Origin of the sequence: Methylobacterium planeticum (assembly GCF_008806345.1) — a bacterium.
In the GTDB taxonomy this organism is placed as follows: Bacteria; Pseudomonadota; Alphaproteobacteria; order Rhizobiales; family Beijerinckiaceae; genus Methylobacterium; species Methylobacterium planeticum.
The window spans coordinates 185,648-208,440 of the sequence record NZ_VZZJ01000006.1 but is presented as its reverse complement, the minus strand read 5'-3'; the positions used below and the strand labels follow the sequence as shown (position 1 = coordinate 208,440).

Annotated in this window: 20 protein-coding genes; 17 read left to right on the top strand and 3 right to left on the bottom strand. The window is 72.8% G+C overall.

From position 1 onward, the window contains the following. Positions 1 to 145: 145 nt before the first annotated feature. Entirely contained in the window at positions 146 to 505 is a 360-nt protein-coding gene (gene queD / locus F6X51_RS09865; RefSeq protein ID WP_150963065.1) for a 6-carboxytetrahydropterin synthase QueD, read from the top strand. 57 nt (positions 506 to 562) lie between these two features. After that, positions 563 to 1,267 carry a 7-cyano-7-deazaguanine synthase QueC gene (gene queC, locus F6X51_RS09860; RefSeq protein ID WP_150963063.1) on the top strand — a complete coding sequence of 235 codons (705 nt, stop codon included), beginning with the start codon at positions 563 to 565 and terminating at the stop codon, positions 1,265 to 1,267. A 267-nt stretch (positions 1,268 to 1,534) separates the two neighbouring features. Here queC and F6X51_RS09855 read toward each other — a convergent pair whose 3' ends face one another. The 3 genes from F6X51_RS09855 to F6X51_RS09845 all read right to left on the bottom strand — a co-directional run bounded on the left by F6X51_RS09855 (position 1,535) and on the right by F6X51_RS09845 (position 3,181). Continuing rightward, positions 1,535 to 1,963, bottom strand: coding sequence for an EamA family transporter (locus tag F6X51_RS09855; protein WP_150963061.1), 429 nt, complete (start codon positions 1,961 to 1,963; stop codon positions 1,535 to 1,537). A 3-nt stretch (positions 1,964 to 1,966) separates the two neighbouring features. Then, positions 1,967 to 2,413 carry a tautomerase family protein gene (locus F6X51_RS09850; protein WP_150963059.1) on the bottom strand — a complete coding sequence of 149 codons (447 nt, stop codon included), beginning with the start codon at positions 2,411 to 2,413 and terminating at the stop codon, positions 1,967 to 1,969. A gap of 207 nt (positions 2,414 to 2,620) precedes the next feature. Next, a complete protein-coding gene (locus F6X51_RS09845; RefSeq protein WP_150963057.1) occupies positions 2,621 to 3,181 on the bottom strand; it encodes a TetR/AcrR family transcriptional regulator in 561 nt (186 codons plus the stop codon). Positions 3,182 to 3,372: 191 nt separating this feature from the next. Here F6X51_RS09845 and F6X51_RS09840 point away from each other — a divergent pair, with 191 nt between their 5' ends. The 15 genes from F6X51_RS09840 to F6X51_RS09770 all read left to right on the top strand — a co-directional run bounded on the left by F6X51_RS09840 (position 3,373) and on the right by F6X51_RS09770 (position 22,771). Continuing rightward, complete coding sequence (locus tag F6X51_RS09840; RefSeq protein WP_150963055.1) at positions 3,373 to 4,305, top strand: quinoprotein relay system zinc metallohydrolase 2; 933 nt, start codon at positions 3,373 to 3,375, stop codon at positions 4,303 to 4,305. 35 nt (positions 4,306 to 4,340) lie between these two features. After that, complete coding sequence (locus F6X51_RS09835; protein ID WP_150963053.1) at positions 4,341 to 5,156, top strand: quinoprotein dehydrogenase-associated SoxYZ-like carrier; 816 nt, start codon at positions 4,341 to 4,343, stop codon at positions 5,154 to 5,156. A gap of 20 nt (positions 5,157 to 5,176) precedes the next feature. Then, positions 5,177 to 5,770, top strand: a complete 594-nt coding sequence (locus F6X51_RS09830) for a rhodanese-like domain-containing protein (protein WP_150963052.1) — start codon at positions 5,177 to 5,179, stop codon at positions 5,768 to 5,770. Positions 5,771 to 5,797: 27 nt separating this feature from the next. Then, a complete protein-coding gene (locus F6X51_RS09825) occupies positions 5,798 to 6,202 on the top strand; it encodes a thioredoxin family protein (protein WP_150963051.1) in 405 nt (134 codons plus the stop codon). A 503-nt stretch (positions 6,203 to 6,705) separates the two neighbouring features. After that, positions 6,706 to 7,530 (top strand): 3-methyl-2-oxobutanoate hydroxymethyltransferase, encoded by an 825-nt coding sequence (panB, locus tag F6X51_RS09820; RefSeq protein WP_150963050.1) that lies wholly within the window; start codon positions 6,706 to 6,708, stop codon positions 7,528 to 7,530. A 225-nt stretch (positions 7,531 to 7,755) separates the two neighbouring features. Then, positions 7,756 to 10,215 (top strand): response regulator, encoded by a 2,460-nt coding sequence (locus F6X51_RS09815; RefSeq protein ID WP_150963049.1) that lies wholly within the window; start codon positions 7,756 to 7,758, stop codon positions 10,213 to 10,215. A 161-nt stretch (positions 10,216 to 10,376) separates the two neighbouring features. Next, entirely contained in the window at positions 10,377 to 11,138 is a 762-nt protein-coding gene (bcsS, locus tag F6X51_RS09810; RefSeq protein ID WP_150963048.1) for a cellulose biosynthesis protein BcsS, read from the top strand. Between the two features lie 522 nt (positions 11,139 to 11,660). Next, positions 11,661 to 14,018 carry a UDP-forming cellulose synthase catalytic subunit gene (bcsA, locus tag F6X51_RS09805; RefSeq protein WP_246696734.1) on the top strand — a complete coding sequence of 786 codons (2,358 nt, stop codon included), beginning with the start codon at positions 11,661 to 11,663 and terminating at the stop codon, positions 14,016 to 14,018. 10 nt (positions 14,019 to 14,028) lie between these two features. After that, the gene (locus tag F6X51_RS09800; protein ID WP_191970065.1) at positions 14,029 to 16,578 is read left to right on the top strand and encodes a cellulose biosynthesis cyclic di-GMP-binding regulatory protein BcsB; all 2,550 of its coding nucleotides are present in this window, start codon (positions 14,029 to 14,031) and stop codon (positions 16,576 to 16,578) included. Next, positions 16,575 to 17,759 carry a glycosyl hydrolase family 8 gene (locus tag F6X51_RS09795; protein ID WP_150963045.1) on the top strand — a complete coding sequence of 395 codons (1,185 nt, stop codon included), beginning with the start codon at positions 16,575 to 16,577 and terminating at the stop codon, positions 17,757 to 17,759. Before F6X51_RS09800 ends, F6X51_RS09795 begins: the two co-directional genes overlap by 4 nt. After that, entirely contained in the window at positions 17,744 to 19,741 is a 1,998-nt protein-coding gene (locus F6X51_RS09790; protein ID WP_150963044.1) for a hypothetical protein, read from the top strand. The genes F6X51_RS09795 and F6X51_RS09790 overlap by 16 nt, the downstream gene beginning before the upstream one ends. Continuing rightward, positions 19,738 to 20,775, top strand: a complete 1,038-nt coding sequence (bcsN, locus tag F6X51_RS09785; protein ID WP_150963043.1) for a cellulose biosynthesis protein BcsN — start codon at positions 19,738 to 19,740, stop codon at positions 20,773 to 20,775. Before F6X51_RS09790 ends, bcsN begins: the two co-directional genes overlap by 4 nt. Before the next feature lie 63 nt (positions 20,776 to 20,838). Beyond that, the gene (locus F6X51_RS09780; protein WP_150963042.1) at positions 20,839 to 21,294 is read left to right on the top strand and encodes a hypothetical protein; all 456 of its coding nucleotides are present in this window, start codon (positions 20,839 to 20,841) and stop codon (positions 21,292 to 21,294) included. A 181-nt stretch (positions 21,295 to 21,475) separates the two neighbouring features. Continuing rightward, on the top strand, positions 21,476 to 21,712 hold the full coding sequence (locus tag F6X51_RS09775; RefSeq protein WP_150963041.1) for a DUF6894 family protein: 237 nt from the start codon (positions 21,476 to 21,478) through the stop codon (positions 21,710 to 21,712). 261 nt (positions 21,713 to 21,973) lie between these two features. Then, positions 21,974 to 22,771 carry a lytic murein transglycosylase gene (locus F6X51_RS09770; protein WP_150963040.1) on the top strand — a complete coding sequence of 266 codons (798 nt, stop codon included), beginning with the start codon at positions 21,974 to 21,976 and terminating at the stop codon, positions 22,769 to 22,771. Positions 22,772 to 22,793: the final 22 nt, after the last annotated feature.

The window sequence follows — 22,793 nt, the reverse complement described above, 5'->3', positions numbered from 1 at the left end:
ACGCGCAGGCGCGGGCGCCGGCCAAGACACAGGGCAAGAGACCGGGCAAGGGACCCCGGGCAAGAGACCGGGCAAGGGACCGGGCCAGCGACCGGGCAAGGGACCGGGCCAGCGACCAGACACGAGACCAGACACGAGACCAGGCATGACGAAGATCACCCAGGCCTTCACCTTCGAGGCGGCCCACCGCCTGCCGAACGTGCCCGAGGGGCATCGCTGCGCCCGGATGCACGGCCATTCCTACCGGGTCGAGCTGACGGTCGGCGGCGAGGTCGATCCCCAGACCGGCTGGATCGTGGATTTCTACGAGGTCGAGCGGGTCTTCGCGCCGCTCCTCGGGCGCCTCGACCACCATTGCCTCAACGAGGTCGAGGGCCTGGAGAACCCCACCGCCGAGACCATCGCGGCCTGGATCTGGCATCGGACGAAGCCGGAGCTTCCGGGCCTCAGCGCGGTGCGGATCTACGAGACGCCGATGTCCTGGGCCGAGTACGAGGGCGCGTGAGCGCGAGCCGGTGAATGCGCGGCGAGGAAAGCGCGGATCAGCGAGGGGGGTGAGGCGATGAGCGATGACGGCGCGCTGGTCCTGTTCTCGGGCGGGCAGGATTCGACCACCTGCCTCGCCTGGGCGCTGGCGCGCTTCCCCCGCGTCGAGACGCTGGGCTTCGATTACGGCCAGCGCCACCGGGTCGAGCTCGACGGCCGGGGGCGCCTGCGGGCGGGCCTGGGCCGGATCGACCCGGACTGGGCCGGCCGCCTCGGCGAGGACCACACGCTCTCGCTCGACGCCCTCGGGGCCGTCTCCGAGACGGCGCTGACCCGCGAGACCGAGATCGGCTTCGAGGCGAGCGGCCTGCCGAACACCTTCGTGCCGGGCCGCAACCTCGTGTTCCTGACCTTCGCGGCGGCGCTCGCCTACCGGCGCGGGCTGCGCCACCTCGTCGGCGGCATGTGCGAGACGGATTTCTCCGGCTATCCCGATTGCCGCGACGACACCATCAAGGCGCTGCAGGTTGCGCTCAATCTCGGGATGGACCGCCGCTTCGTGCTCCACACCCCGCTGATGTGGATCGACAAGGCGGAGACCTGGCGCCTCGCGGACAGGCTCGGGGGTCAGCCCCTCGTGGACCTCATCGTGGAGGACAGCCACACCTGCTACCGGGGCGAGCGCGGCCAGCGCCACGCCTGGGGCTATGGCTGCGGCACCTGCCCGGCCTGCGACCTCCGGGCGAAGGGGTATTCGCGGTATCGCGCGGAGGCGGCGTGAGGCGCTGCGGCCGACACGATCGGGCGCCGACGCGCGGCCCTGGTCGATGCCGAGGGCCCGTCTTGCCGCACGCTGCCCTGCCGGCCAGCGCGCAGGATCGCGACACGCGGCCCGCCCGCGATGACGGCAGGAGACGTGGCCCAGCCGGCGCCTGACCCTTAGAAAGGCTCAGCCGGAACGCGTGAGAGTGGGTCCGCCGTCTCCCTGTTCGAGTCACTGCAACGCGCGGATCGAAGCGTCCGGGTGGCGTCGGCTGCGGACGGAATCTCAGGATGCGACGAGCAGGACGCCCGCGACCGCGAGCACCATCCCGATCGCGCGCTTCGCCGTCACCGGCTCGCCGAGGACGACGATCCCCAGCAGCGCGCCGCCGACGATGAACATGCCGTAGACCGGCACGACGATGCTGGCCGGACCCAGCGACAGGCCCTTGAAGAGCGAGCCGACCGCGATCGTGAGCGCAAGGCCCGCCGCGTAGGCGTAGAGCGCTCCGGGCTTGGCGAAATCGACGAAGGCCTTTCCGGCGAAGCTGCCGCTGAACCAGGCGTTGATCACGGCGGCCACGGCCACCATCGAGGTCGCGATGGCGAGGACCGCGAAGGCGTTCAGGTCGCCGGTGCGCGTCGCGAGTTTCACCATCAGGGTCACGGTCGAGTAGCCGACCATCCCGAGAACCGCCCAGGCGATGTAGTGCATCGCTCAGACCGCCACGCCGGCGCGCGCGAAGGCGGCGACCTTCTCCGGCGAGAAGCCCTCGCGCCACGCGGCCTCCTGCCCGGGTTCCGGCAGCGTGCGGCCGAACTCGATCATCTGCTCGGGGACGATGTCCTGGACATAGACCCAGATGTCCTCGCGTTCGATTCCGGCCGCCTCGTGGACGCGGGCGCCGATCTCGGCGAGCAGGCCCCGCTTCTGCTCGGCGGTGCGCCCCGCTCGGATCAGCCCGTGCACGTAGACGTGAGGGAGGCCGTTCGGTCGTCCGCCGATGAAGTGCGTCCCCGGCACCGCGGCCTCGAAGAAGACCTGCGCGAAGTATCCCGGAGCGCCGGTATTGCGGCTGTGAGCCTCCGTGATCGCCGTCACGATCTGCTGCCGCTGGGCGTCCGTGAGGTCCAGATTCGCCGTCTTGACGGTATAGGTCGGCATCGCCTGCGCGCTCCTCGTTGAACCGTCGTGCCTCGGGTCGCGGACACGCTCTCGTCGCCTCGGCTCGCGCCGATCTCGCGGGACCCAGGATTGCAGGTTCCGAACCGGGCGCCAACCGTGGGCGCCCCCAGGGGCGCGTCGCCACCGCGGCATCGGAGACCGTCGAGCGGACCCGGCCGGCGCATGCCCGGCGCCGGATCCGAGCCCCTAGCGCAGGCTCTCGCTCAGCGCCCGCAGCGTCCCCGCGAAGGCGGCGGGGCCGGCGAGAAGGCGCTCCATCAGCAGGGCGCCCTCCAGGGTCGAGACCACGAAGCGGGCGTGGATTGCGGGATCGAGGCTCGGCCGCACGCTCCCGTCCGCCTGACCCGCGCGCAAGACCCGCTCCAGCCAGGCGATGTGGTGCTCGAAGAAGCGCACGATGTCCCGGCGCAACCGCTCCGGCAGGGCCTCGCCCTCGATCGCCAGGGCGGCGCAGAGGCAGCCGAGTCCCTGCTCGACGCCCCCGAGATAGAGCCGGCCATAGGCCTCGATGCGGGCGACCCCGCCGGCATGTAGCTCCAGGATCTGCACCAGCGCCGCGTCGTAGCGCTCCGCATAGGCCGCGACCAGGGCCGCACCGAGATCCTCCTTGGTGCGGAAATGGTGGTGGATGCTCGCCTTGCGGATCCCCACCACCGCCGCGAGGTCGGCGTAGCTGAAGCCCGCGTAGCCGCGGCCGCGCACCAGCGCCTCGGCCTCGATCAGCAACTCGGTGCGCGTGTCTCTCATCGATCGACGATTCCGCGGCGGCGCTCGCGGGATCCTCGCGGAATCGTGGGGGCGCGGCGGCCGGTGATCCGGTTCTCGCACTTGACCGCGGAAAAATCTACCTACTAAATGGTCGGAACGCAGTCAGGAAGGAAACGCATGCCGGCGCGCGTCGCCTGCTCCGCATCGGCCGCCGCCCCCGGGGTGGCGGCGTGAGCGCGCGGGCCTCCCGCCGCGAGGCCCTGTTCGGCGGCCTCTGCCTGTGCTGCCTGCCGGCGCGCGGCTTCGCGGCCGAGCCCTTGCGCCTGAAGGAGGTCGGCCCCGGCATCTTCGTCCGCCGCGGCCCCCACGAGGAGGCGACGCCGGAGAACGGCGACGCCATCGCCAATATCGGCTTCGTCATCGGGCGCGACGGGGTCCTCGTCACCGAGACGGGGGGCAGCCTCGCCGACGGCCAGCGCCTGCGGGCCGAGATCCGCAAGCGCACGGACAAGCCGATCCGCCACGTCGTCCTCAGCCACGTCCACCCGGACCATTGCTTCGGCGCCGCCGCCTTCGCGGAGGATGCGCCGAACGTCATCGGCCACCACGCCCTGCGCCCGGCGCTCGAATCGCGCGGGGCGTATTACCGCAAGCGGCTCGAGGAGATCCTCGGGCCCGGCCGGGCCGGTGAGGTGGTCTACCCGACCCAGAGCGTGACCGGCGGGGCCGAGATCGACCTCGGCGACCGCCGCCTGCGCCTGACCGCGCACGGCACCGCCCATACGAGCTGCGACCTGTCGATGCTCGATACGGAGAGCGGCCTGCTCTTCCCGGCCGACCTCCTGTTCGTCAACCGCGTGCCCTCCCTCGACGGCAGCCTCATCGGCTGGCTCAAGGAGATCGAGGCGCTGAAGGGCCTCGGCGCCGGCCGCGCCGTGCCCGGGCACGGGCCCGCTATCGTCGATGTCGCGCCCGCGCTCGCCGATCTCACGCGTTACCTCTCCGCCCTGCGCGACGAGACCCGCAAGGCGATCGCGGCCGACATCCCGATCGAGGCCGCGGTGGGAACCGTGGCGCAGTCGGAGCGGGAGCGATGGGTTCTGTTCGAGACTTATCACGGCCGCAACGTCACGCAGGCCTACAAAGAACTTGAGTGGGAATAGCCCCGGGGCCACATCGACTATCGAGGAGACACGCCATGAAGAACACCCTCCTGCTCGCCCTGGGCCTGACCCTCTCGGCCGCGGCCATCAACGGGCCGGCCGGCGCCGCCGGCGCCTCGGACGGGGATGCCGAGCGCCAGGCCCGCTGGGACGAGATCGCCAAGTCGATCTTCGGCGCGCGCAAGATCGAGCCGACCGACACGCTGATCCAGATCGACGCCCCCGCCCGCGCCCTCGACGCGGCCCTGGTGCCCATCACCCTGACGATGCCCGACAAGGGCCGGATCAAGGGCGTGCACTTCGTCATCGACGACAACCCCTCGCCCTATGCGGCGCATTTCCGCTTCGGCCCGGCCGCGGACCCGGGTGAGCTGCGGCTGCGGGTGCGGATCAACAACTACACCAACGTCCACGCCGTCGCGGAGCTGACCGACGGGCGCCTCGTCGAGGCGACGAAGTTCGTGAAGGCCTCCGGCGGCTGCTCCGCCCCGATGGGGATGAGCGACGAGGAGGCCATGCGCGGCATGGGCGACATGAAGATGAAGTTCGCCGAGAGCCAGCCCGGCAAGCCGTTGGAGGCGACCCTGATGATCCGCCACCCGAACTTCTCGGGGATGCAGATGAACCAGGTTACGCGCGACTACACGCCGGCCCGCTACATCCAGACGGTCTCGGTGACCTATGGCGGCCAGACCGTGTTCGACCTCGACGGGGACATCTCGATCGCCTCGAACCCGGTGATCAACTTCGCCCTGAACCCCGCCGGCAAGGGGCCGATCACGGTGGCGGCGACGGACAACCAGGGCGGCCGCTGGGAGCACAGCTTCACGGCGCCCTCCCCGAGCAACTGAGGCGCCGCGAGGGCTTGCCGATGCGCCGCGTCCCGAGCGCCGCCCTGCGGGGCGCCACGATCCTGGCGGCCGCCCTGCTTCTCGCGGCCGCCCCCGCCGATTCGCCCCTGAACGTGCCCGAGCCCGACGGGATCTGGACCGGGCCCCAGCACGGCTACACCCCGGCGACGCTCGCGGGGGCGACGGTCGTCGACATCGCCGCCCTCGACGCGCTGATGCCCGGCGGGCCGCTGCTCCTCGACGTGGCAATCGCCGACCGCAAGCCCCAGAACTTCCCGGCCGACCGCCCGTGGCTGCCCGCGCACCGCTCGGTCCCGGGCGCCGTCTGGATGCCGAATGCGGGCGCGGCGCCGACGGACCCGGCGCACGAGGCCCTGTTCTACGAGCGCGTCGCGGCCCTCACGGGCAACGACAAGGGCAAGGTCATCGTCACCTTCTGCCACCCGGATTGCTGGGGCAGCTGGAACGCGGCCAAGCGCCTCGTCCTCAAGGGATACACCCGCGTGCACTGGTTCCCCGAGGGGATCGAGGGCTGGCAGGACAAGCACGAGACCGCGGTGATCAAGCCTGATCCCGCCTGGGCCGCGCGCGCCGCGGGCGACGCCCAGCGCTGAGGCGCCCCCCGCAAGGACAGCCACGCCATGATCGGTCGCCGTCGCTTCCTCCGTTTCCCGGTGGCCGCCCTGCTCGCGGCCGGCCTCGTCGCGGTAGGCCTCGCGGCCCCGGCGGCGGCCCAGCCCTTCGACCCCGAGACCTTCGAGGCGGCGCAGGCCGCCGGCAAACCGGTCCTCGTCGTGGTGTCGGCGCCCTGGTGCCCGATCTGCCGGACGCAGAAGCCGATCCTCGCCAAGCTCGGGGCCGATCCGCGCTTCAAGGACCTCGTCCTCCTCGAGATCGATTTCGACACGCAGAAGCCCCTGCTGCGCCGCTTCGATGCGCGCCAGCAGAGCACCCTGATCGCCTACAAGGGCCGGCAGGAGGTCGGGCGCTCGGTCGGCGAGACGCAGCCGGAATGGATCGAGAGCCTCGTCGAGAAAACCCTCTGACGCCGGGGCCTTGGCGGCCGAACCTGCGGGCCCGGATCACCGGCCCGGGGGGGCCGCGAGGGACCGGATCTGCGCCGCCGGGCGCCGCCGTTGCCGCAAGCGTGCGCATCCCCGTTTTCGCCTAAAGTATCAGCAGCTTCGGGGTCGTTTCTCACGCGCGGATCTGTTGACACCGCCGCGGTTGTGGCGGAAACAAGGCAGGCCCGGAGGGGCCGAAGTCTCGGGAGGAAACGCCCGCAAAGGGCATCGGTCCGGCGACGCCATCGCCATGATCTGCACGCGGCCGCAGGCCCCTCCCGGGCGACCCTCATCCCCTGTTTCAGCGACGCGCCGGCCTTGATCCGCGGGGGCATCTGTCATGCCCGGCGCCCGAACGGCCGGCCGCGCGGCAGATTCCCGGTCTCCGGCGTTGTATAAGCGCCGCCGAGCGCCCGCGCACGGAGCCTGGAGGGCAGGCCCGCGCGGGGTCCGGCGCTCACGCGTGAGAGATGGGTATTTGAGCGATGTCCCAGGTTGTCCAATCCCGCCGCCTGCGCGCGATCGACCTCGCCAGGAGCAAGGCCGAGGGCCGCAAGATCATCGCGCTCACCGCCTACCATGCCCACACGGCGAGCATCCTCGACGCCTATTGCGACTTCATCCTCGTGGGCGATTCCCTCGGGATGGTGATGCACGGCATGGAATCGACCCTGCCCGTCACCCTCGAGATGATGATCCTGCAGGCGCAGGCGGTGATGCGCGGGACCTCGCGCGCCCTCGTGGTCGTCGACATGCCCTTCGGCTCCTACGAGGCGAGCCGCGAGCAGGCCTTCCTCAGCGCCGCCCGCGTGCTGAAGGAGACGGGCGCCGGGGCGATCAAGATGGAGGGCGGCGCGCGCTTCGCCGACACGGTGGCGTTCCTGACCCAGCGCGGCGTCCCGGTGATGGGCCATATCGGGCTCACCCCCCAATCGGTGAATACGATGGGCGGCTTCCGGGTCCAGGGCCGCGGGGCCGAGGCCGAGCGCCAGCTGATGGAGGATGCCCGCGCGATCAGCGAGGCCGGCGCCTTCGCGATCGTCCTCGAGGGCATCGTGGAGCCCGTGGCCCGCGCCATCGCGCGCTCCCCCGACGTCACCGCCCCGACCATCGGGATCGGCGCCACCGCCGAGTGCGACGGCCAGATCCTCGTCCTCGAGGACATGCTGGGGCTGAGCGACCGGGCGCCGAAATTCGTGAAGAGCTTCGGCTCCCTGCGCAGCCAGATCGAGGATTCGGTGCGGGCCTATGCCGAGGAGGTCCGGGCCGGCACCTTCCCGGCGACCGAGCACACCTATCAGGCGCGCTGAGCCGCGCCCGATTCGCCCGAGCCCCGGCGGTTCAGGCGCTCGCTCGCGCCGGGACCGCCGTGAGGGTGTTCGCCCGAGAGGTTTCGCCTGGGGGGAAAGCCCCGGAGCGGGCGGTTTCCGCGGGCCTCTTAACCCGCCTTTAAGCGCTTCCCGCCCTCGCTTGACCGGACGGATGGCCGATCGTGGCCTGCCGCGACCGGCAGGCGAGGCCGGCGGAGCGACTGCATGCTGGACTCCGTCCGGATCCCGCTGAGGGTGCTGAACGCGGCGCAACTCGCCGGCATCGCGGCCGTGGCGTTCGCCCTGGCGTGGCTCGGCCTCGGCGTCGCGGACTCGCATCCCGGTTCGGGCGCGGCGGAGCAGGCGGTGCTCGCCGCCGCGCGCGCCTACGCGCAGGCGATCGACCAGGGCCTCCACGCCGTCGAGACGGATGCGCGCAACGCCACCCTGTTCCTGCGGCCCGGCGATGCCGCGCTGCCCGACGGCGAGCGCTCGGCCCTGCTCCAGGCCTGGCTGTCGCAGAACCCGGTCTACCGCGAGGCGATCCTGGTGACGCCGGAGGGCGGCGTGCGGGCCGCGGGCGACCCGCGCCGGCTCGGCCAGAACCTCGCGCGGCAGACCTGGTTCGCCCGGGCGCGGAATGCCCAGATGGTCGTCGCCACGGGGGATGCGGCGAGCGGCGTCGTCGACGTGGCCGTCTCCCTCGGCACGCCGGGGCAGAGCGACCGCCTCCTCCTCCGGATCGGCCCGGACTTCTTCTCAGGCATCGATGCGCAGCTGCGCCGGTCCCTGGCGCTCCCCGGCGCCGCCTTCACGGTCACGGGGGCCGACGGCCAGATCCTGGCGGGCGGACCGGCGACCGGGGCCGCCTCGCTCCTCGAGGCCTCGGCGCCGACGCGCGGCTACGGCGACCTCGCGAGTTCCGGCTGGCTGGTCACCGCCCAGGCGCCGCGCGGCGCGAACGCCGCCTTCGAGACCCCGGGCGGAAGGGTCCTCGGGTTCGGCCTCGCCCTGACCCTCGCGGCGGCCATCCTCGGCTACGCGCTCGCGGGCCGCGCGGCCCGGCCGCTCGCCCGCCTCGCCGGGGCGCAGGCGCCGGACGGCGAGGCCGCGCCGGTCTCCCGGGTCAGCGAGTTCGACGCGCTGACCCGGGTGATGGCGGGGCGCGCCAGGAGCTCCGAGGCTTTCCTGGCCGGCGCCGGCACCGGCCTCGACCGGGTCAAGCGCCGGCTCCAGACCTTCGAGGCGATGTCCGGCTGGAGCTGCTGGGAGATCGATCCGGCCACCAACCGGGTGATCTGGGCGGACCGGGACAGCCTCGGCACGCCCGCCGCCATCGACCGGGCCGCCGAGCTGACCGACCTGACCGCACGGTTCGACCCCGCCGACCACGATCTCCTGGCGCTCACCATCCGGGCCGCGCTCGCGGCGGACGGCCCGCACGACGTCGTCCTGCGCACCCGGGCGCACGGTGCCTCCGGAGACCGCCGCGTCCTCGTGCGCTTCCTGCGCGACGCCGAACCCGACGCCGGCGGCACGCCGCGCCTCCACGCCCTCAGCCGCGCGCTGACCGCGGAGCAGAGGATCGGAGCGCTGCGGCCGGCCGACCTGAACGAGCGCCGGCGCGACCTCGTCCTGCGGCGGGTCACGGACGGGATCGTCCACGATTTCAACGCCGTGCTGACCGTCGTCCAGGCCAATCTCGGGGCGCTGCGGCGCCGCCACGCCCTCGAGCCCGATCCCGCCCGCCTCGTCGACGCGGCCCTGACGGGGGCGCTCCGCGGCACGGCCCTGACCCGGCGGCTGCTGCACCTCGTCCGCGGCGATGCCGAGCACACGGCCGGATCCGTGGCCGAGAGCGATCTCGCGGCGACGGTCGCGGCCTTCCTCCCCTTCCTGCAGGCGAACGTCCTGCGCGGCACGCCGGTGATCGACCGCATCCCGGCGGACCTGCCGCGGGCGCGGTGCGGCGAGCGCTTCCTCGAAGTCCTCCTCCTCAACGTCGCCTTCCACTTCCGCGACCTCGGGCTGAACGGCTTCGCCATCGGGGCGGCCGCGCCGGGCGACGGAGAGGCGCCGGGCCTCGATCTGCCGCCCGGCCCCTATCTCCGCCTCCTCCTCGCCAGCGGGCGCCCGACGCCCGGAACCGGCCCGCGAACGAGCACGACCGAGGCTCTGGCCACGGTGGCGCTCCTCCTCGGCGAGGCCGGGGGCGGCCTCCACCTCGTGTCGGACGGGACGGCCGAGGCCGCCTTCCTGGCGGAGATCTGGCTCCCGGCGGCCGAGCGGGCGCGCGCGGCCGAGGCGCCGCCCGGGCAGCCGGACCTGCGCATCCTCCTCGTCGAGAGCGACAGCCTCGTGCGGGCGAGCCTCGCCGAGGCCTTGATCGATCTCGGGCATCGCGTGGTGCAGGCGGCCTCGGGCGAGCACGCGCTCGCGCTGCTCGCCGAGAGCGCCGGCTACGACGCCATGATCGCGGACCAGTCCATGCCGGTGATGACGGGGCTCCAGCTCGCCGCCACGGTGGTCGAGCGCCATCCCGGCATCCGCATCATCCTGGCGAGCCCCCACGGGCAATTGCCGAGCGCCGCGCGCGCGTTCCTGCAGCTCGACAAGCCGTTCCGGCAGGAGGATCTCGCGGCGATCCTCGGCGCCGTGTCGCCCCAGCGCGCCGAGGCTGCGTGAGGCGTCCGTACGGTTCTTTCGATGAAATGTACAACGTCAAGCTGAGTACTTGTTAACCCTCGACAGGGATAAATCGGTGCATCGGAACACCGAAACCCGTGGAGGGAGCGGCCTTGGGGATCGTCCGGCAGCATCGAGTCTCGCGGAGCGCGGGCAGATCCATGATCGTCTTCGCCGCCGTCGCGCCGATACTGTCCGGGGGCCCCGTGCGGGCGGCGGACCTGCCGGCTGCGAACGGGGCGGCCGACTGGTACACGGGGGCGCAGCAGCAGGCCGTGGACGACAGCTGGGCGGTCGCCGTCGACGGGTCGACGAGCGTGACCTCGAACAGCTCCGCCTTCGGCTCGCTGACCGTGACGGCCGCGCCCGGCGGCCCGCCGACCCAGAGCGGCGTGCGCGTGCGCGTCGAGGGCATCGCCGGCACCTACTCCTATCCCGGCCGCGCGGTCGCCGCCCGGGTCAACGGCTACCAGCAGGAGGGCGGCCTCCTCACCGGTTACGAGTGGATCTGGCGGGACGCGGCGCTCGCCGGCTATATCGGCTTCAACGTGCGCAGCAACCAGCTCTCGGTTCCCGATCCGGGCAACCCGGTGGTGGGCACCGGCGTCGGCCTCAAGGTCGCGGCGAGCCTCTACGCGACCCCGACCGACCGGACCATGGTCTCCGCCTACGGCGCCTACTCGACCAAGTTCAACGCCTATTACTCGCGCTTCCGCGTCGGCTACATGGTGGCGGACGGCGTCTATATCGGACCTGAGGCGCTGTTCCTCGGCGACGACTTCTTCCGCCAGTACCGCGTCGGCGCCCACCTGTCGGGCCTGGCCTTCGGGCCGGTCCAGGTCTCCCTCGCGGCCGGCTACGTCAAGGATCGGGTCCAGGGATCGGGCTATTACTCGAGCGTCGAGGCGCGCGCGAACTTCTGAGCGCGGCCTCGCACCGCTCTCCCGCGCCTGTTCCGGCCCAAGATCCTGATGAGCTTCAGGTTTGCGATTTCGAGAAGGGCTGTTCCGGGCGACCGGATGCTTCGCCTGCGGGGCCCTTCCGGTGGCGGCCCGGTGACTCCGCGGGGTTCATCTCCCGGCGGCTATTTCCGCCAGGTTTCCCCACTTGGGGAAGACCTGCATGAATGAAAATCGTCTGGTCGATCGCGTGCGAAAATATTAATCTGCGCTGCGCCGTCGTCGATCCATTGGAGATCGTCGTAATTTTACGGATATTCGGCGGTCGAACTCTGGCGGATTTCGAAAGTTGTGCCTGCGGCCCCGGAGGCGCTTGCGCTCATCCTTCGAATGGTGACTTATTTTTGACCCGAACGCCCGCAAATTTCGTCAGATGATGGGCCGAGAATCCCGAGACTGATCCAGAAACGGTCATATTCCGATGGTGAGGCGAGCCGCGACCCGGGAGAGGCAGGCGTGAGAAGTGCGGTCCGTTGGCTCGCGTGGATGGGGACGACCGCGGCCGGCCTCCTCCTGCTGAGCCAGCCCGTCGGCACCGGCAACCAGCTCGCCATGAGCCTCGCCGCCATGGCGGCCATGATCGTGCTCTGGCTCTTCCTCGACGGCCCGCGCACCCGCTTCGTCTTCCTGGCGATGGGGAGCCTCGTGGTGCTCCGCTACATCCTGTGGCGGGTGACCAGCACCCTGCCCTCCCCGGCCGACCCGGTCAGCTTCGGGTTCGGGCTGCTGCTGCTCGTCGGCGAGCTGTACTGCGTCTTCATCCTGTTCGTCAGCCTGATCATCAACGCCGACCCCCTGCGGCGCCCGCCCCCGCCGGCGGCGCCCGCCGGCGACCTGCCGAGCGTCGACGTCTTCGTGCCGACCTACAACGAGGACGCGGCGATCCTCGCCATGACCCTCGCGGCCGCCCGGCAGATGAGCTACCCGCCCGAGAAGCTGACGATCTGGCTCCTCGACGACGGCGGCACCGACCAGAAATGCGCCGATCCCGACCCCCGCAAGGCCGAGGCCGCGCGCCGGCGCCGCGCCGCGCTCACGGCGCTCTGCGCCGACCACGGCGCCCGCTACCTCACCCGGGAACGCAACCTGCACGCGAAGGCCGGCAACCTGAACAACGGGCTCGCCCAGGCGACCGGCGAGATCGTGGTGGTGTTCGACGCCGACCACGTGCCGTTCCGCTCGTTCCTGCGCGAGACGATCGGCTACTTCGCGCAGGATCCGCGCCTGTTCCTGGTGCAGACGCCGCACGCCTTCCTGAACCCCGACCCGATCGAGCGGAACCTGCGCACCTTCGAGCGCATGCCCTCCGAGAACGAGATGTTCTACGCGGTGACGCAGCGCGGGCTCGACAAGTGGAACGGCTCGTTCTTCTGCGGATCGGCCGCGCTCCTGCGCCGCGAGGCCCTCGACGAGGCGGGGGGATTCTCGGGCATCACCATCACGGAGGATTGCGAGACCGCCTTCGAGTTGCACGCGCGCGGCTGGACCAGCGCCTATGTCGACAAGCCGCTGATCGCCGGGCTGCAGCCCGACACCCTGGCGGATTTCATCGGCCAGCGCTCGCGCTGGTGCCAGGGCATGTTCCAGATCCTGCTCCTGAAGAACCCCGCCTTCCAGACGGGCCTGAAGCCGATCCAGAAGCTCGCCTACCTGTCGAGCATGACGTTCTGGTTCTTCCCGGTGCCGCGGCTGATCTTCATGTTCGCGCCGCTGCTGCACATCTTCTTCGACCTGAAGATCTTCGTCGCCAGCGTCGACGAATCGATCGCCTACACGGCGACCTACATCGTCATCAACCTGATGATGCAGAACTACGTCTACGGGAAGTTCCGCTGGCCCTTCGTCTCGGAGCTCTACGAGTACATCCAGGGGCTCTACCTCTCGAAGGCGATCGTCTCGGTGATGGTCTCGCCGCGCAAGCCGACCTTCAAGGTCACCAACAAGGGCGCGAACCTCGACCACGACCACCTCTCGTCCCTCGCGCTGCCGTTCTTCGCCGTCTACGCCCTGCTGTTCGCCGGCTGCGCGGTCGCCGCCTGGCGCTACCTGTTCGAGCCGGGCGTCACCAACCTGATGCTCGTCGTCGGCCTGTGGAACTTCTTCAACCTGCTGACGGCGGGCGCGGCCCTCGGGGTCTGCGCCGAGCGGCGCCAGCGCGAGCGGACCCCGTCCCTGCCGATCGACCGGCGCGGGGTCCTCACCCTCGGCGGCCGGGCCGTCGACGTCGCGATCGAGCGGGTCTCCGCCGAGGCCTGCACGCTCCGGTTGCCGAGCGGCCACCTCGTCCCCGGCGCCGGGCACCGGGCCATGGCGGGCGCGCTGACCGTGGTCCCGGTCCCGGGGGCGCGGCCGGGGGGCGCGCTGCCCGTCACCCTCGACCGCGTCGCCCGGACCGGCGACGAGGCGACCTGCCACCTGCGCTTCGGCACGCTGCGGCCGCAGGATTACACCGCGCTCGCCGGCCTGATGTACGGCGACGCCGAGGCGATGCGGCGCTTCCAGCTGCGCCGCCGCCGCCACAAGGACATCCTGTCGGGCACCCTGCAATTCGTCTGGTGGGGCCTCGTCGAGCCCCTGCGGGCTTTGCGCTACGCCCTCGCCGGGGAGGGGCCCCCCGTCGCGGTCGATCCGGCCCCGGCCCCGGTCTTCGACGAGCCGGACCCGGCGCCCGCGACGCTGCCCGGTCCCCCGCTCGACCCGCCGGTGCGCCACCCCGAGCCGGTGCGGGCGGCCCTGGTCCCGGCCGAGGCCGAAGCCTCGAGCGACTGGGTGCGCCTGATGCTCGAATTCGAGAACGAGCGCGTCCTGGCCGCCGAGCGCGGGCGCCGCACGAGCACGGTGTGAGGTCGCCATGATGCTCCTCTGGCGCCTGCGCGCCGCGTCGTGCCTCGCAGCCCTCCTGACCGGCGCGGTCCTGTCCGCGCCGCCCGCGCGGGCGCAGAGCTTCCTCGGCGCCGGGCCGGCCGAGCGGCTGACCGTGCCGCCGACGGGCGACGCCCTGCGCGCGGGCGCGGCCCCCTCCACGCCGCCCGCCGCGCCGTCCGCCCCACCGGCGCCCCCCCAGCCGGAGACCGACGCGGCGCGGCGCGGGGCGCTGACGGCCGGCATCGCGGCGGCGCGGCGCTTCCCCGCCGGCACTCGCGGCTACCGGCTCGCGGGGGAGGACGACACCCTGCAATTCCCGGTCTTCCTCACGGAGGCGCAGGCGCGCGGGGGGGCGCGTCTGCGCATCTCTTATCTGTCGGCGATCTCGGTCGCGCCCGAAGCCTCGGAGCTGACCGGGAGCGTCAACGGCACCAAGGTCGGCTGGACCCGGATCCAGGCGCCGGGTGCCGTGAAGGTGGTCGAGTTCGCGATCCCCGAGGGCGTGCTCAAGGCGGGCTACAACGCCGTCGGCTTCACGGTGAGCCAGCGCCACCGGGTGGATTGCTCGATCGACGCCACCTACGAGCTCTGGACCCAGATCGATCCCTCGCGCTCCGGCCTCGTCGTCGGCCCCGCCACGGACCTCGACCTCCGGACCCTCGCGGCCCTCGAGCCGGACGAGAGCGGCGCGCTCCCGATCAGCGTCCTGCTCACCGAGAAGCCGAGCCTCGAGCGGCTCGAACGGATGATCGGCGCCGTCCAGGCGGTCGCCCTGGTCGGGCGCCTGGCGCGGCCCGCGGTCACCTTCGGGCCGCCGATGGCCGGGCGTACCGGCATCAACCTCCTGGTCGGGACCGCGGCCGAGCTTCGCGGCACCGAGGGCCTCGAGGAGATCGGCCCGATCGGCGGCCCGAAGCTCGGCCTCCTGCCGGCGCGGGCGAACCGGGCGACGGTCCTCGTGGTCACGGGGGCGAGCGGCAGCGATGTGCGCGAGGCGATCCGGATGCTCGCCGGCTCCGGCGAGCCGGCCGGCACCCCGTCCGGGACCCGCCTCGCCGAACTGGTGCGCGGCTACCCGGTCTCGGGCGGCGAGAGCCTGAGCCTCGAGACCCTCGGCGTCGCCACCCGCGAGTTCAACGGGCGCCTGCTGCGCGTCGGCTTCGAGGTGCGCTTCCCCGCCGATTTCGTCCCGGCGGATTACGGCAAGGTCATGCTGCACCTCGCCGGGGGCTACGCCGCCGGACTGGAGCCGAGCGCGCAGATCGTCGTCGACATCAATGGGCGCAACGCCGCCAGCGTGCCGCTGCCCTACACCCGCGGCGAGGTCTTCGAGGACAGCGCCATCCCGCTGCCCCTGAGCCTGTGGCGCCCGGGCCTCAACCGCATCGAGATCGCCGCACAGCTGCCCACCGCCGCCGATCGGGCCTGCGACACGCTCGCCCCCGGGGCGAGGCGGGCGCGCTTCCTGTTCCTCGACCGGACGCGCATCGAGATCCCGTCGCTGGCGCGCGCCGTGCGCAGTCCCGACCTCGCCGCCGTGAAGGCGGGGGCGGTGCCCTTCGTCAGCGGCCCGCGCCCGCGCCTCGTCCTGCCGACGCCGGATCGGGATTCGGCCGACGCCGCCGCGATGCTCGCCGCCCGCCTCGCCATCGCGGCCAAGCGCGTCATCGATTTCGAGGTCAGCGCCGACGAGCGCGCCACGGGCGGCGGCGCGAACCTCGTGGTCGCCCCGGCCCGCGCGCTCAACCCCGTCACGATCGAAGCGGTCGGCCTCGACCCCGACCAGATCCGGCGCATCTGGGAGGGCCGGGCCGAGACCGTGGCGACGCCCGGGCAGTTCGGGGCCGAGGGCGTCCTCACCCTCGACCGCCTGCGCCGCAACCTGCCGATGCGCTGCGCCCTCCCGGCCACCGCCATGCCGTTGCGCGTGGCCGCCGCCGCGCCCGTGCCGATCTCGCCCCAGGCGCCGGCGCCCCGCCCGGCGCCGGCGCCCTCCGACCAGGACCCCCTGGCGCGCTGGAGCGATTCGCTCCGGGGTACGAACTCCCTCTCGGGGGCTCTGCTCGAGGCCTGGGACGGCGCGTCCCGCCGCGTGGCCGAGCTCCGCGAGGCGGTCCTCGGCTGGAGCAAGGCCCCGGCGGCCTCGCAGGCCGCCACCGTCAACCCGCGCGCGTCGCTGATCATCGCCGAGAGCGCCGCCACCGGGCCGCTCGCTGAGCGCACCGTTCTGGTGACCGCCCCGAACCCCTCGATGCTCAAGGCGTCCGTGTCCTGCCTCGTCGACCCCGTGGTCTGGACCCGCCTCGTCGGGCAGGCCGCCTTCCTCGACGCCTCGGACGGCAGCCTCACGGTGGTGCAGCCCGAGCGCGTCGACCTCATCGAGACGCAGCCCTGGTCGCTCGCGAATTTCCGCCTCGTCTCGGCGGCCTGGCTCTCCCTCAACCCCGCCTATTACGTCGGGATGACGCTCCTGATGGCGCTGTCCCTCGGGCTCGCCACCACGAGCCTCGTCCGCCATCTCGGCAGGCAGAACCGATGAGGTCCGGCGCGCGGGCATCCGCCCCGGGCCGGTGGGCCGCCCCGGCCGTCGTCGTCCTGCTCGCCGGCCTCTCCGGTGGCCCGGCCCGCTCGCAATCGCCGGAGGCCGTCATCGTGCCGCCATCCACCGCCCTGCCGAACGCTCCCCGCAGCGAGGGCCCGGCGCGCACCGCGCCCGGCCTTCCCCTCGCGGGGATCCTCGGCGACGATCCGGGCTGGCGCTCCTACCGGGGCCGCTTCATCACCGAGCAGGGCCGGGTCGTCGACACCGCGAACGGCCTGATCAGCCACAGCGAGGGCCAGGGCTACGGCATGCTGCTGGCGGTGGCCGCGGGCGACCGGCCCGCCTTCGAGCGGATCTGGGGCTGGGCCCGGGCGAACCTGATGGTCCGGTCGGACGAGCTCCTGGCCTGGCGCTGGGCGCCCGACAGGCGGCCGGGCGTGGCCGACATGAACAACGCCACGGATGGCGACATCCTGGTGGCCTGGGCCCTGACCGAGGCCGCCGAGGCCTGGGGCGAGCCCGCCTACCGCACCGCCGCCCGCCGCATCGCCGTCGAGTTCGGGCGCAAGACCCTCCTGTTCAAGGATCCGCACGGCGCCCTGATCCTGCCCGCGGTCTCCGGCTTCTCCGCCCGCGAGCGCAGCGACGGCCCCCTCGTCAACCTGTCCTACTGGGTGTTCCCGGCCTTCCAGCGCCTGTCCATCGTCGCGCCCGAATACGATTGGGCGGCGCTGCTGCGCAGCGGCGTGAGCCTCCTGCGCCAATCCCGGTTCGGACCGAGCAGCCTGCCCACCGAGTGGATCTCCGTGAAGGAGGCCCCCCGGCCCGCCGACGGCTTTCCGGCCCTGTTCTCCTACAACGCGATCCGCGTGCCCCTGTACCTCGCCTGGGCCGGCGTCGGGCGGCCCGAGGACCTCGCGCCCTTCCGCACGCTCTGGGGCGGCATCGATCGCGAGCGGCTGCCGATCGTCGACACCGCCGATGGCCGCCCGGTCGAGTGGCTGACGGAGCCGGGCTACGCCGCCCTATCGGCGCTCACCGCCTGTGCGGCGGCCAACACGCCCCTTCCCGAAGGCTTCGAGACGGTCCAAGACAATCAGAACTACTACCCGTCTACGTTGCACCTTCTCGCCCTGATCGCGGCACGGATGCGATACCCGGCATGTCTGAAGCGATGAGACCGTCGCGCGCCCGTGCGCGCCCTGCCCTCGGCCTCGCCGCCGCCCTCGCCCTCGGCGTCGCGACGCCGCTCGCGGCGCAGACCGGCGCTCCCGCGCCGCAGACCGGCGCCCCCGAGGCTTCCCCCCGCATCGTCTACGGCGACGGGGCGCGCGCGCCCGCGATCCTGGCGGACCCGGACACCTCCGGCAGTTCCGGAATGGTCGACGAGAGCGCGCTGCGCTACTACGCCTCGCAGAAGCAGACGGCCCGGATGAGGGCCGAGATCGCCCGGCTGAAGCGCCTCTATCCGGGCTGGATCGAGCCGGCCGACCTCGACAGCCTGCAGCCGAGCCCGCCCGAGGAGGCGCCCCTCTGGGACCTGTTCACGGCCGGGCGCTTCGAGGATCTGCGGGCCGCCATCGCCTCCCGCCGCTCGGTCGATCCGAACTGGCAGCCCTCGGAGGAACTCGCCCGCAAGCTCCGGCGCGCCGAGTTCCGCAACCGCATCAGGGCGGTGTCCGGCAGGAGCCCCGAGGAGGTGGTCGGGCTCTACCGCACCGATCCGGCGGCCCTCGACCCCTCGGACGTCGAGAGCAACTGGGCCATCGCCGACGCCCTCGCGGCGACGGAGGCCGGCGAGGACGCCTTCAGCCTCTACAAGTCCGTCCTCGACGGCAGCAGCGATGCGGGCGCGCGCCTCGCCACGATCCAGAAGGCGATGACCCACATCAAGATGGATCAGGCCGAGCGCCTGATCGCGATGGGCCGGCAGGATGCGGAGGGCGCTTCCGAGTTCGATCCGATCCGCCTCGACATCACCCGGGCGCGCATCGCCGCCTTCCTGCACGACGAGCCGGCGCAGACGCCGAGCCTTGCCGACCTCACCGCCTTCCAGACCTATGCCCGCAAGGGCAACGACCCGAGCCAGACCGGTCTGCTCGGCTGGTACGCCTACAGGCGCCACCAGTTCCGCGAGGCCCTGGAATGGTTCAAGCAGGCGATCGCCCGCGGCGGCGACGCGATGGTGGCGCACGGCCTCGCCCACACCCTGCGCGAGCTCAACATGCTGCGCGAGGCCGAGGAGGTCGCCTACGCCTGGCGCGACCGCTTCGTCGGCAACGAGATCCTGTTCATCGACCTCCTGGAGCGGAAGCTGACCCTGGCCAGCCCGCCCTTCATCGAGCCGGCCCGGATCGAGCGCTACGCCAAGGTCGTGATCGCCTCGGGCTCCGGCGAGGGTGCGCAGGGGCTCGCCTGGTACGCCTACAATTCCTGCCAGTTCGAGGCGGCCCTCGAGTGGTTCCAGAGGGCGGTGGCCTGGCTACCGGGCGAGAGCACGGTGTTCGGCTACGCCCTCACCCTGCAGCGCCTGAAGCGGCAGAAGCCCTATCTCGAGACGGTGAACCGCTACGACGGCCTTTTTCCGAAGGTGGTGGACCTGCTCTTCCGCGAGGATACGGGCGGGCCGCCCCTGCCCTGCGCCAACCCGCAGCCGGCGGCCCCGCCCGCGCGCCAGGCGACCGCCCCGAAGCCGGAGCCCTCGCCGTCGCCCTACGGCCGGGTGCCGCGGCCGGACGCCGCCACCGCGGGAGCGCGGGCGGAGGCGAAGCCGCTCGCCGTCCAGCGCAACGAGTTCCCCCTGCCCGTGCCCCTCGACAACCCGCTGCGCTACCCGCCGGGCTCGGTGCAGAGGCTGCTCGCCGAGGCGCCGCCCGCGGGCGGCTACGCGAAGGAGCCCGCCACCGCCGCCGTTCCGCTGGTGGCGCGCCGGGTGCCGGGCGCGGGGGCGATGCCCTACGAGCGCTACGGCTACGCCCTGCTGCCCGGCTATAACGGCCTCGACAAGCCCGAGGGCCTGAGCCCGCCGCCGCAGGGGACCCTCTGGCAGGACCAGCAGGCGGACCGCAGCCGCGCCGGCACGCCGGAGATCGACCGCTTCTCGGTGCCCGGCCGCGCCTCCTCGGACCGGACCGCACAGAACCCGAGGGCCTTCCCGTGAGGCCGGGGTGGCGCGCGCTTCGCGCGGCGGGCATCGGCGGCCTGAGCCTGGGCCTTGGGCTTCTGGCTGCAGCCGGATCCGCCCGCGCGCAGGCGACGCCGGCCCTGCGCTTGCCGGGCGCGGGCGCCGTCACGGGCATCGTCGAGACGCGGGTGCGGGACGGGTTCGACCAGCGCATCCGGTACGAGGGAGGCGACGGGCGCAACCACGCCGAGATCGCCCTGCGCAACGAGACCGGCGACCTCCTCCTCGCCTTCCCGCCGCGCCTGGCGAAGCCGAGCCAGTTCGGGATCGACGGCGAGATCGCGGTCCGGTTTCCCGGGCAGGTGATGCGCGTGCTCCCGGTCCCGCGGCGCAACGCCTACGGGCCGATCGGCATCGCGCTCGGGCCGGACTGCCTCTACGCCTGGCAATGGTTCGAGCGGCCGCGGGCCGGGCCGAGGCCTTCGGGATCGTCGAGCCTGTTCGGCCCCCTCGCCGAATCGCCGGCCGGGCGGCGGGCGCTCTCGCTGCGGATCCGCCTGTGCCGGACGGCCCGGGCGAGCCTCGACGACCTGATCGGCGCGGTCGAGCGGATGGTGATCGCGCTTCCGGCCGGGAACGGCCTCGTCGGGTCCGCGCCACCGCCCGCCCGGGCCGTCCCCACGCTGCGGCGCCGGCCCCCCGCGCCGCAGGCGGCCCGGTCCGCGCCGGCCGAACCCGAGCGCGCGAGCGAGCCGCGATCCGCGCCGCCGCCGCCCTCGCCGCCGCCTCGCGCCCTCGTGCCGCCCCCGTCGGAGCCGAGCCCGACCGATGCCGGGCGGCGCTACCTCGCGCCGGCGACGCCCGAGGCCGCCCCCGCCCCGCCGGTCGCCTCGCCGCAGAGCCCGGGCGGAGGCGCGCAGCGCTACATCACCGATGGGCTGAAGCCCGCCGACGCGCCCGGGACCACCATGACGCCGAGCCCCGCGCCGGGCCGCGGTACCGGCGAGAGCCTGTCGCGCGACCTGCCCTCGGAGGCCTACCAGCCGCCGCCGAAGCGCGACGGGCCCTGATATGCCGCCCGTTCTCCCTCCGGCCCGACCGGGGTGCCGGCTCGCGCGACGGCGGCCTGCCGGGTGCCGCGTGTGATCGGGGCGCTGACGAACCGCCTGTTCCCGCTGCGGCTCGACGGGCGCTCGCAGGTGCGCGTCGCCCTCATCGTCGAGGTCGCCGCCGCCATCGTGGCGGAGAGCGCCGGCTGCGCCCCGGTGGAGCGGCAGGCCCGCGCCATCCGGGCCCCCGGCCGCCTGCCCCGGGATGCCACCGAGTTCGAGCGCGGGCTTCTCGTCGGCCTCTGCCTCGCGCTGGTGTCGGAGACGCCACGCCCGGGGCCGCCGCCCGAAGCCGACCTCCTCGCCGCCATCATGGAGGCCTCGGCCTGCGGCTACGTCGCGGGTGGACGGCGCCTGCCCTGCCACGATCCGGGCGTGCCGGCCGACCGGCGGCAGGACCCGGCCCTGTGCACCTGCCGGGCCGAGGTCGCCGCCCTGATGGCGGGCCCCCTCGCGGCCCTCGCGCGCGGCAATACATGACAGCGCGGGCGGATATTCGGTCGCATCCGTCAATCGGACGCTGGCATGAGATGTGCCGGGAGGGTTAACACTGGCGCCCCTGCCACGGTGGGTGCACCAGTCCGGCGAGGCGGGAGGGGGAGCCCTGCTCGCCCGCCTCGCCGGTCAAACCGACAGCACCCTGCCTCTCCTTCGGACGCCGATGCCCCGCTACTTCATCGATCTGCACGACGGCTCACAGCATATCCGGGACAAGGAGGGATTCGACGTCCCCGGAATCGAGGCGACGCAGGAGCGTGTCGTCGGCATCATGTCGGCCATCGCCCAGAACTTCGAGGCCGGCGTCGATCATCAGCACTGCGTCGCGGCCGTGCGGGGCGAGGACGGGACTGTCCTCTATCGCGCCCGCCTGTCGCTCGACATCCAGCGGCCCGAATAGGCAGCTCGGGCGCACCGGAAGGCGACGGGACGCGCGGGGCGCCAAGGGCCCCCGGCGCGGGTCCCGGCGTGCCCCACGACACCTCCGCGCTCTCGACGCCTTCGACCGATCTGCGCAATACCGCATTGACTGTGTGGCGCATCATGTCCAGTGGCGGTGGGCCCCTGCAACCCGCGGGCATGTCGCGGTGTTCTTCGCTGCGGCTAAGGTTGCGCAAGGAGAGCGGCGGATCCTCCGTCCGCCGCCCTGATGGAGTTTCGGATGAGCATAAGCGGGTACACCAAGCCCTGGATCGCCGCGGGCTTCGCCGCGCTCGCCCTCGTGGCCGGCAAGGCCGACGCGGCGCAATGCGGCAACACCTCCGCCGGGTTCGAGGCCTGGAAGCGGGAATTTGCCGAGGAGGCCCGCGGACGCGCGAGCGCCGCCAGCCTCGCGGCCCTGATGGGGACCTCCTACTCGACGGCGACCATCTCGGCGGACCGCGGCCAGAAGAGCTTCCGCCTCTCCCTCGACCAGTTCATGGCCAAGCGGGGCGGCCCCGCCATCGTGTCGCGCGGTCGCGCGATGAAGCAATCGAACGCAGCCCTGTTCGCCTCGATCGAGCAGCGCTACGGCGTGCCCCCGGGCCCGCTCCTGGCGATCTGGGGCATGGAGACGGGCTTCGGCGCGGTGCGCGGCAACGTGAACACCCTCTCGGCCGTCGCGACCCTGGCCTACGACTGCCGCCGCTCGGCCTTCTTCACCGATCAGCTCTACGCCGCCCTCACCCTCGTCGACCGGGGCGTGCTCAACCCGGGCACCCGCGGCGCCGCGCATGGCGAGGTCGGCCACACCCAGTTCCTGCCGAAGAGCATCCTGAACTACGGCACCGGCGGCAGCCTCGACAGCGTGCCGAACGCCCTGAACTCGACCGCCAACTTCCTGAAGGCGCATGGCTGGCGTGCCGGTGCCGGCTACCAGCCGGGCGAGCCGAACTTCGCGGCGATCCAGGGCTGGAACGCCGCCTCGGTCTACCAGCGCGCCATCGCGCTGATCGGGAGCCGCATCGACGGCCAGTAGGCCGCCGGGGGCGCCCAGGGGG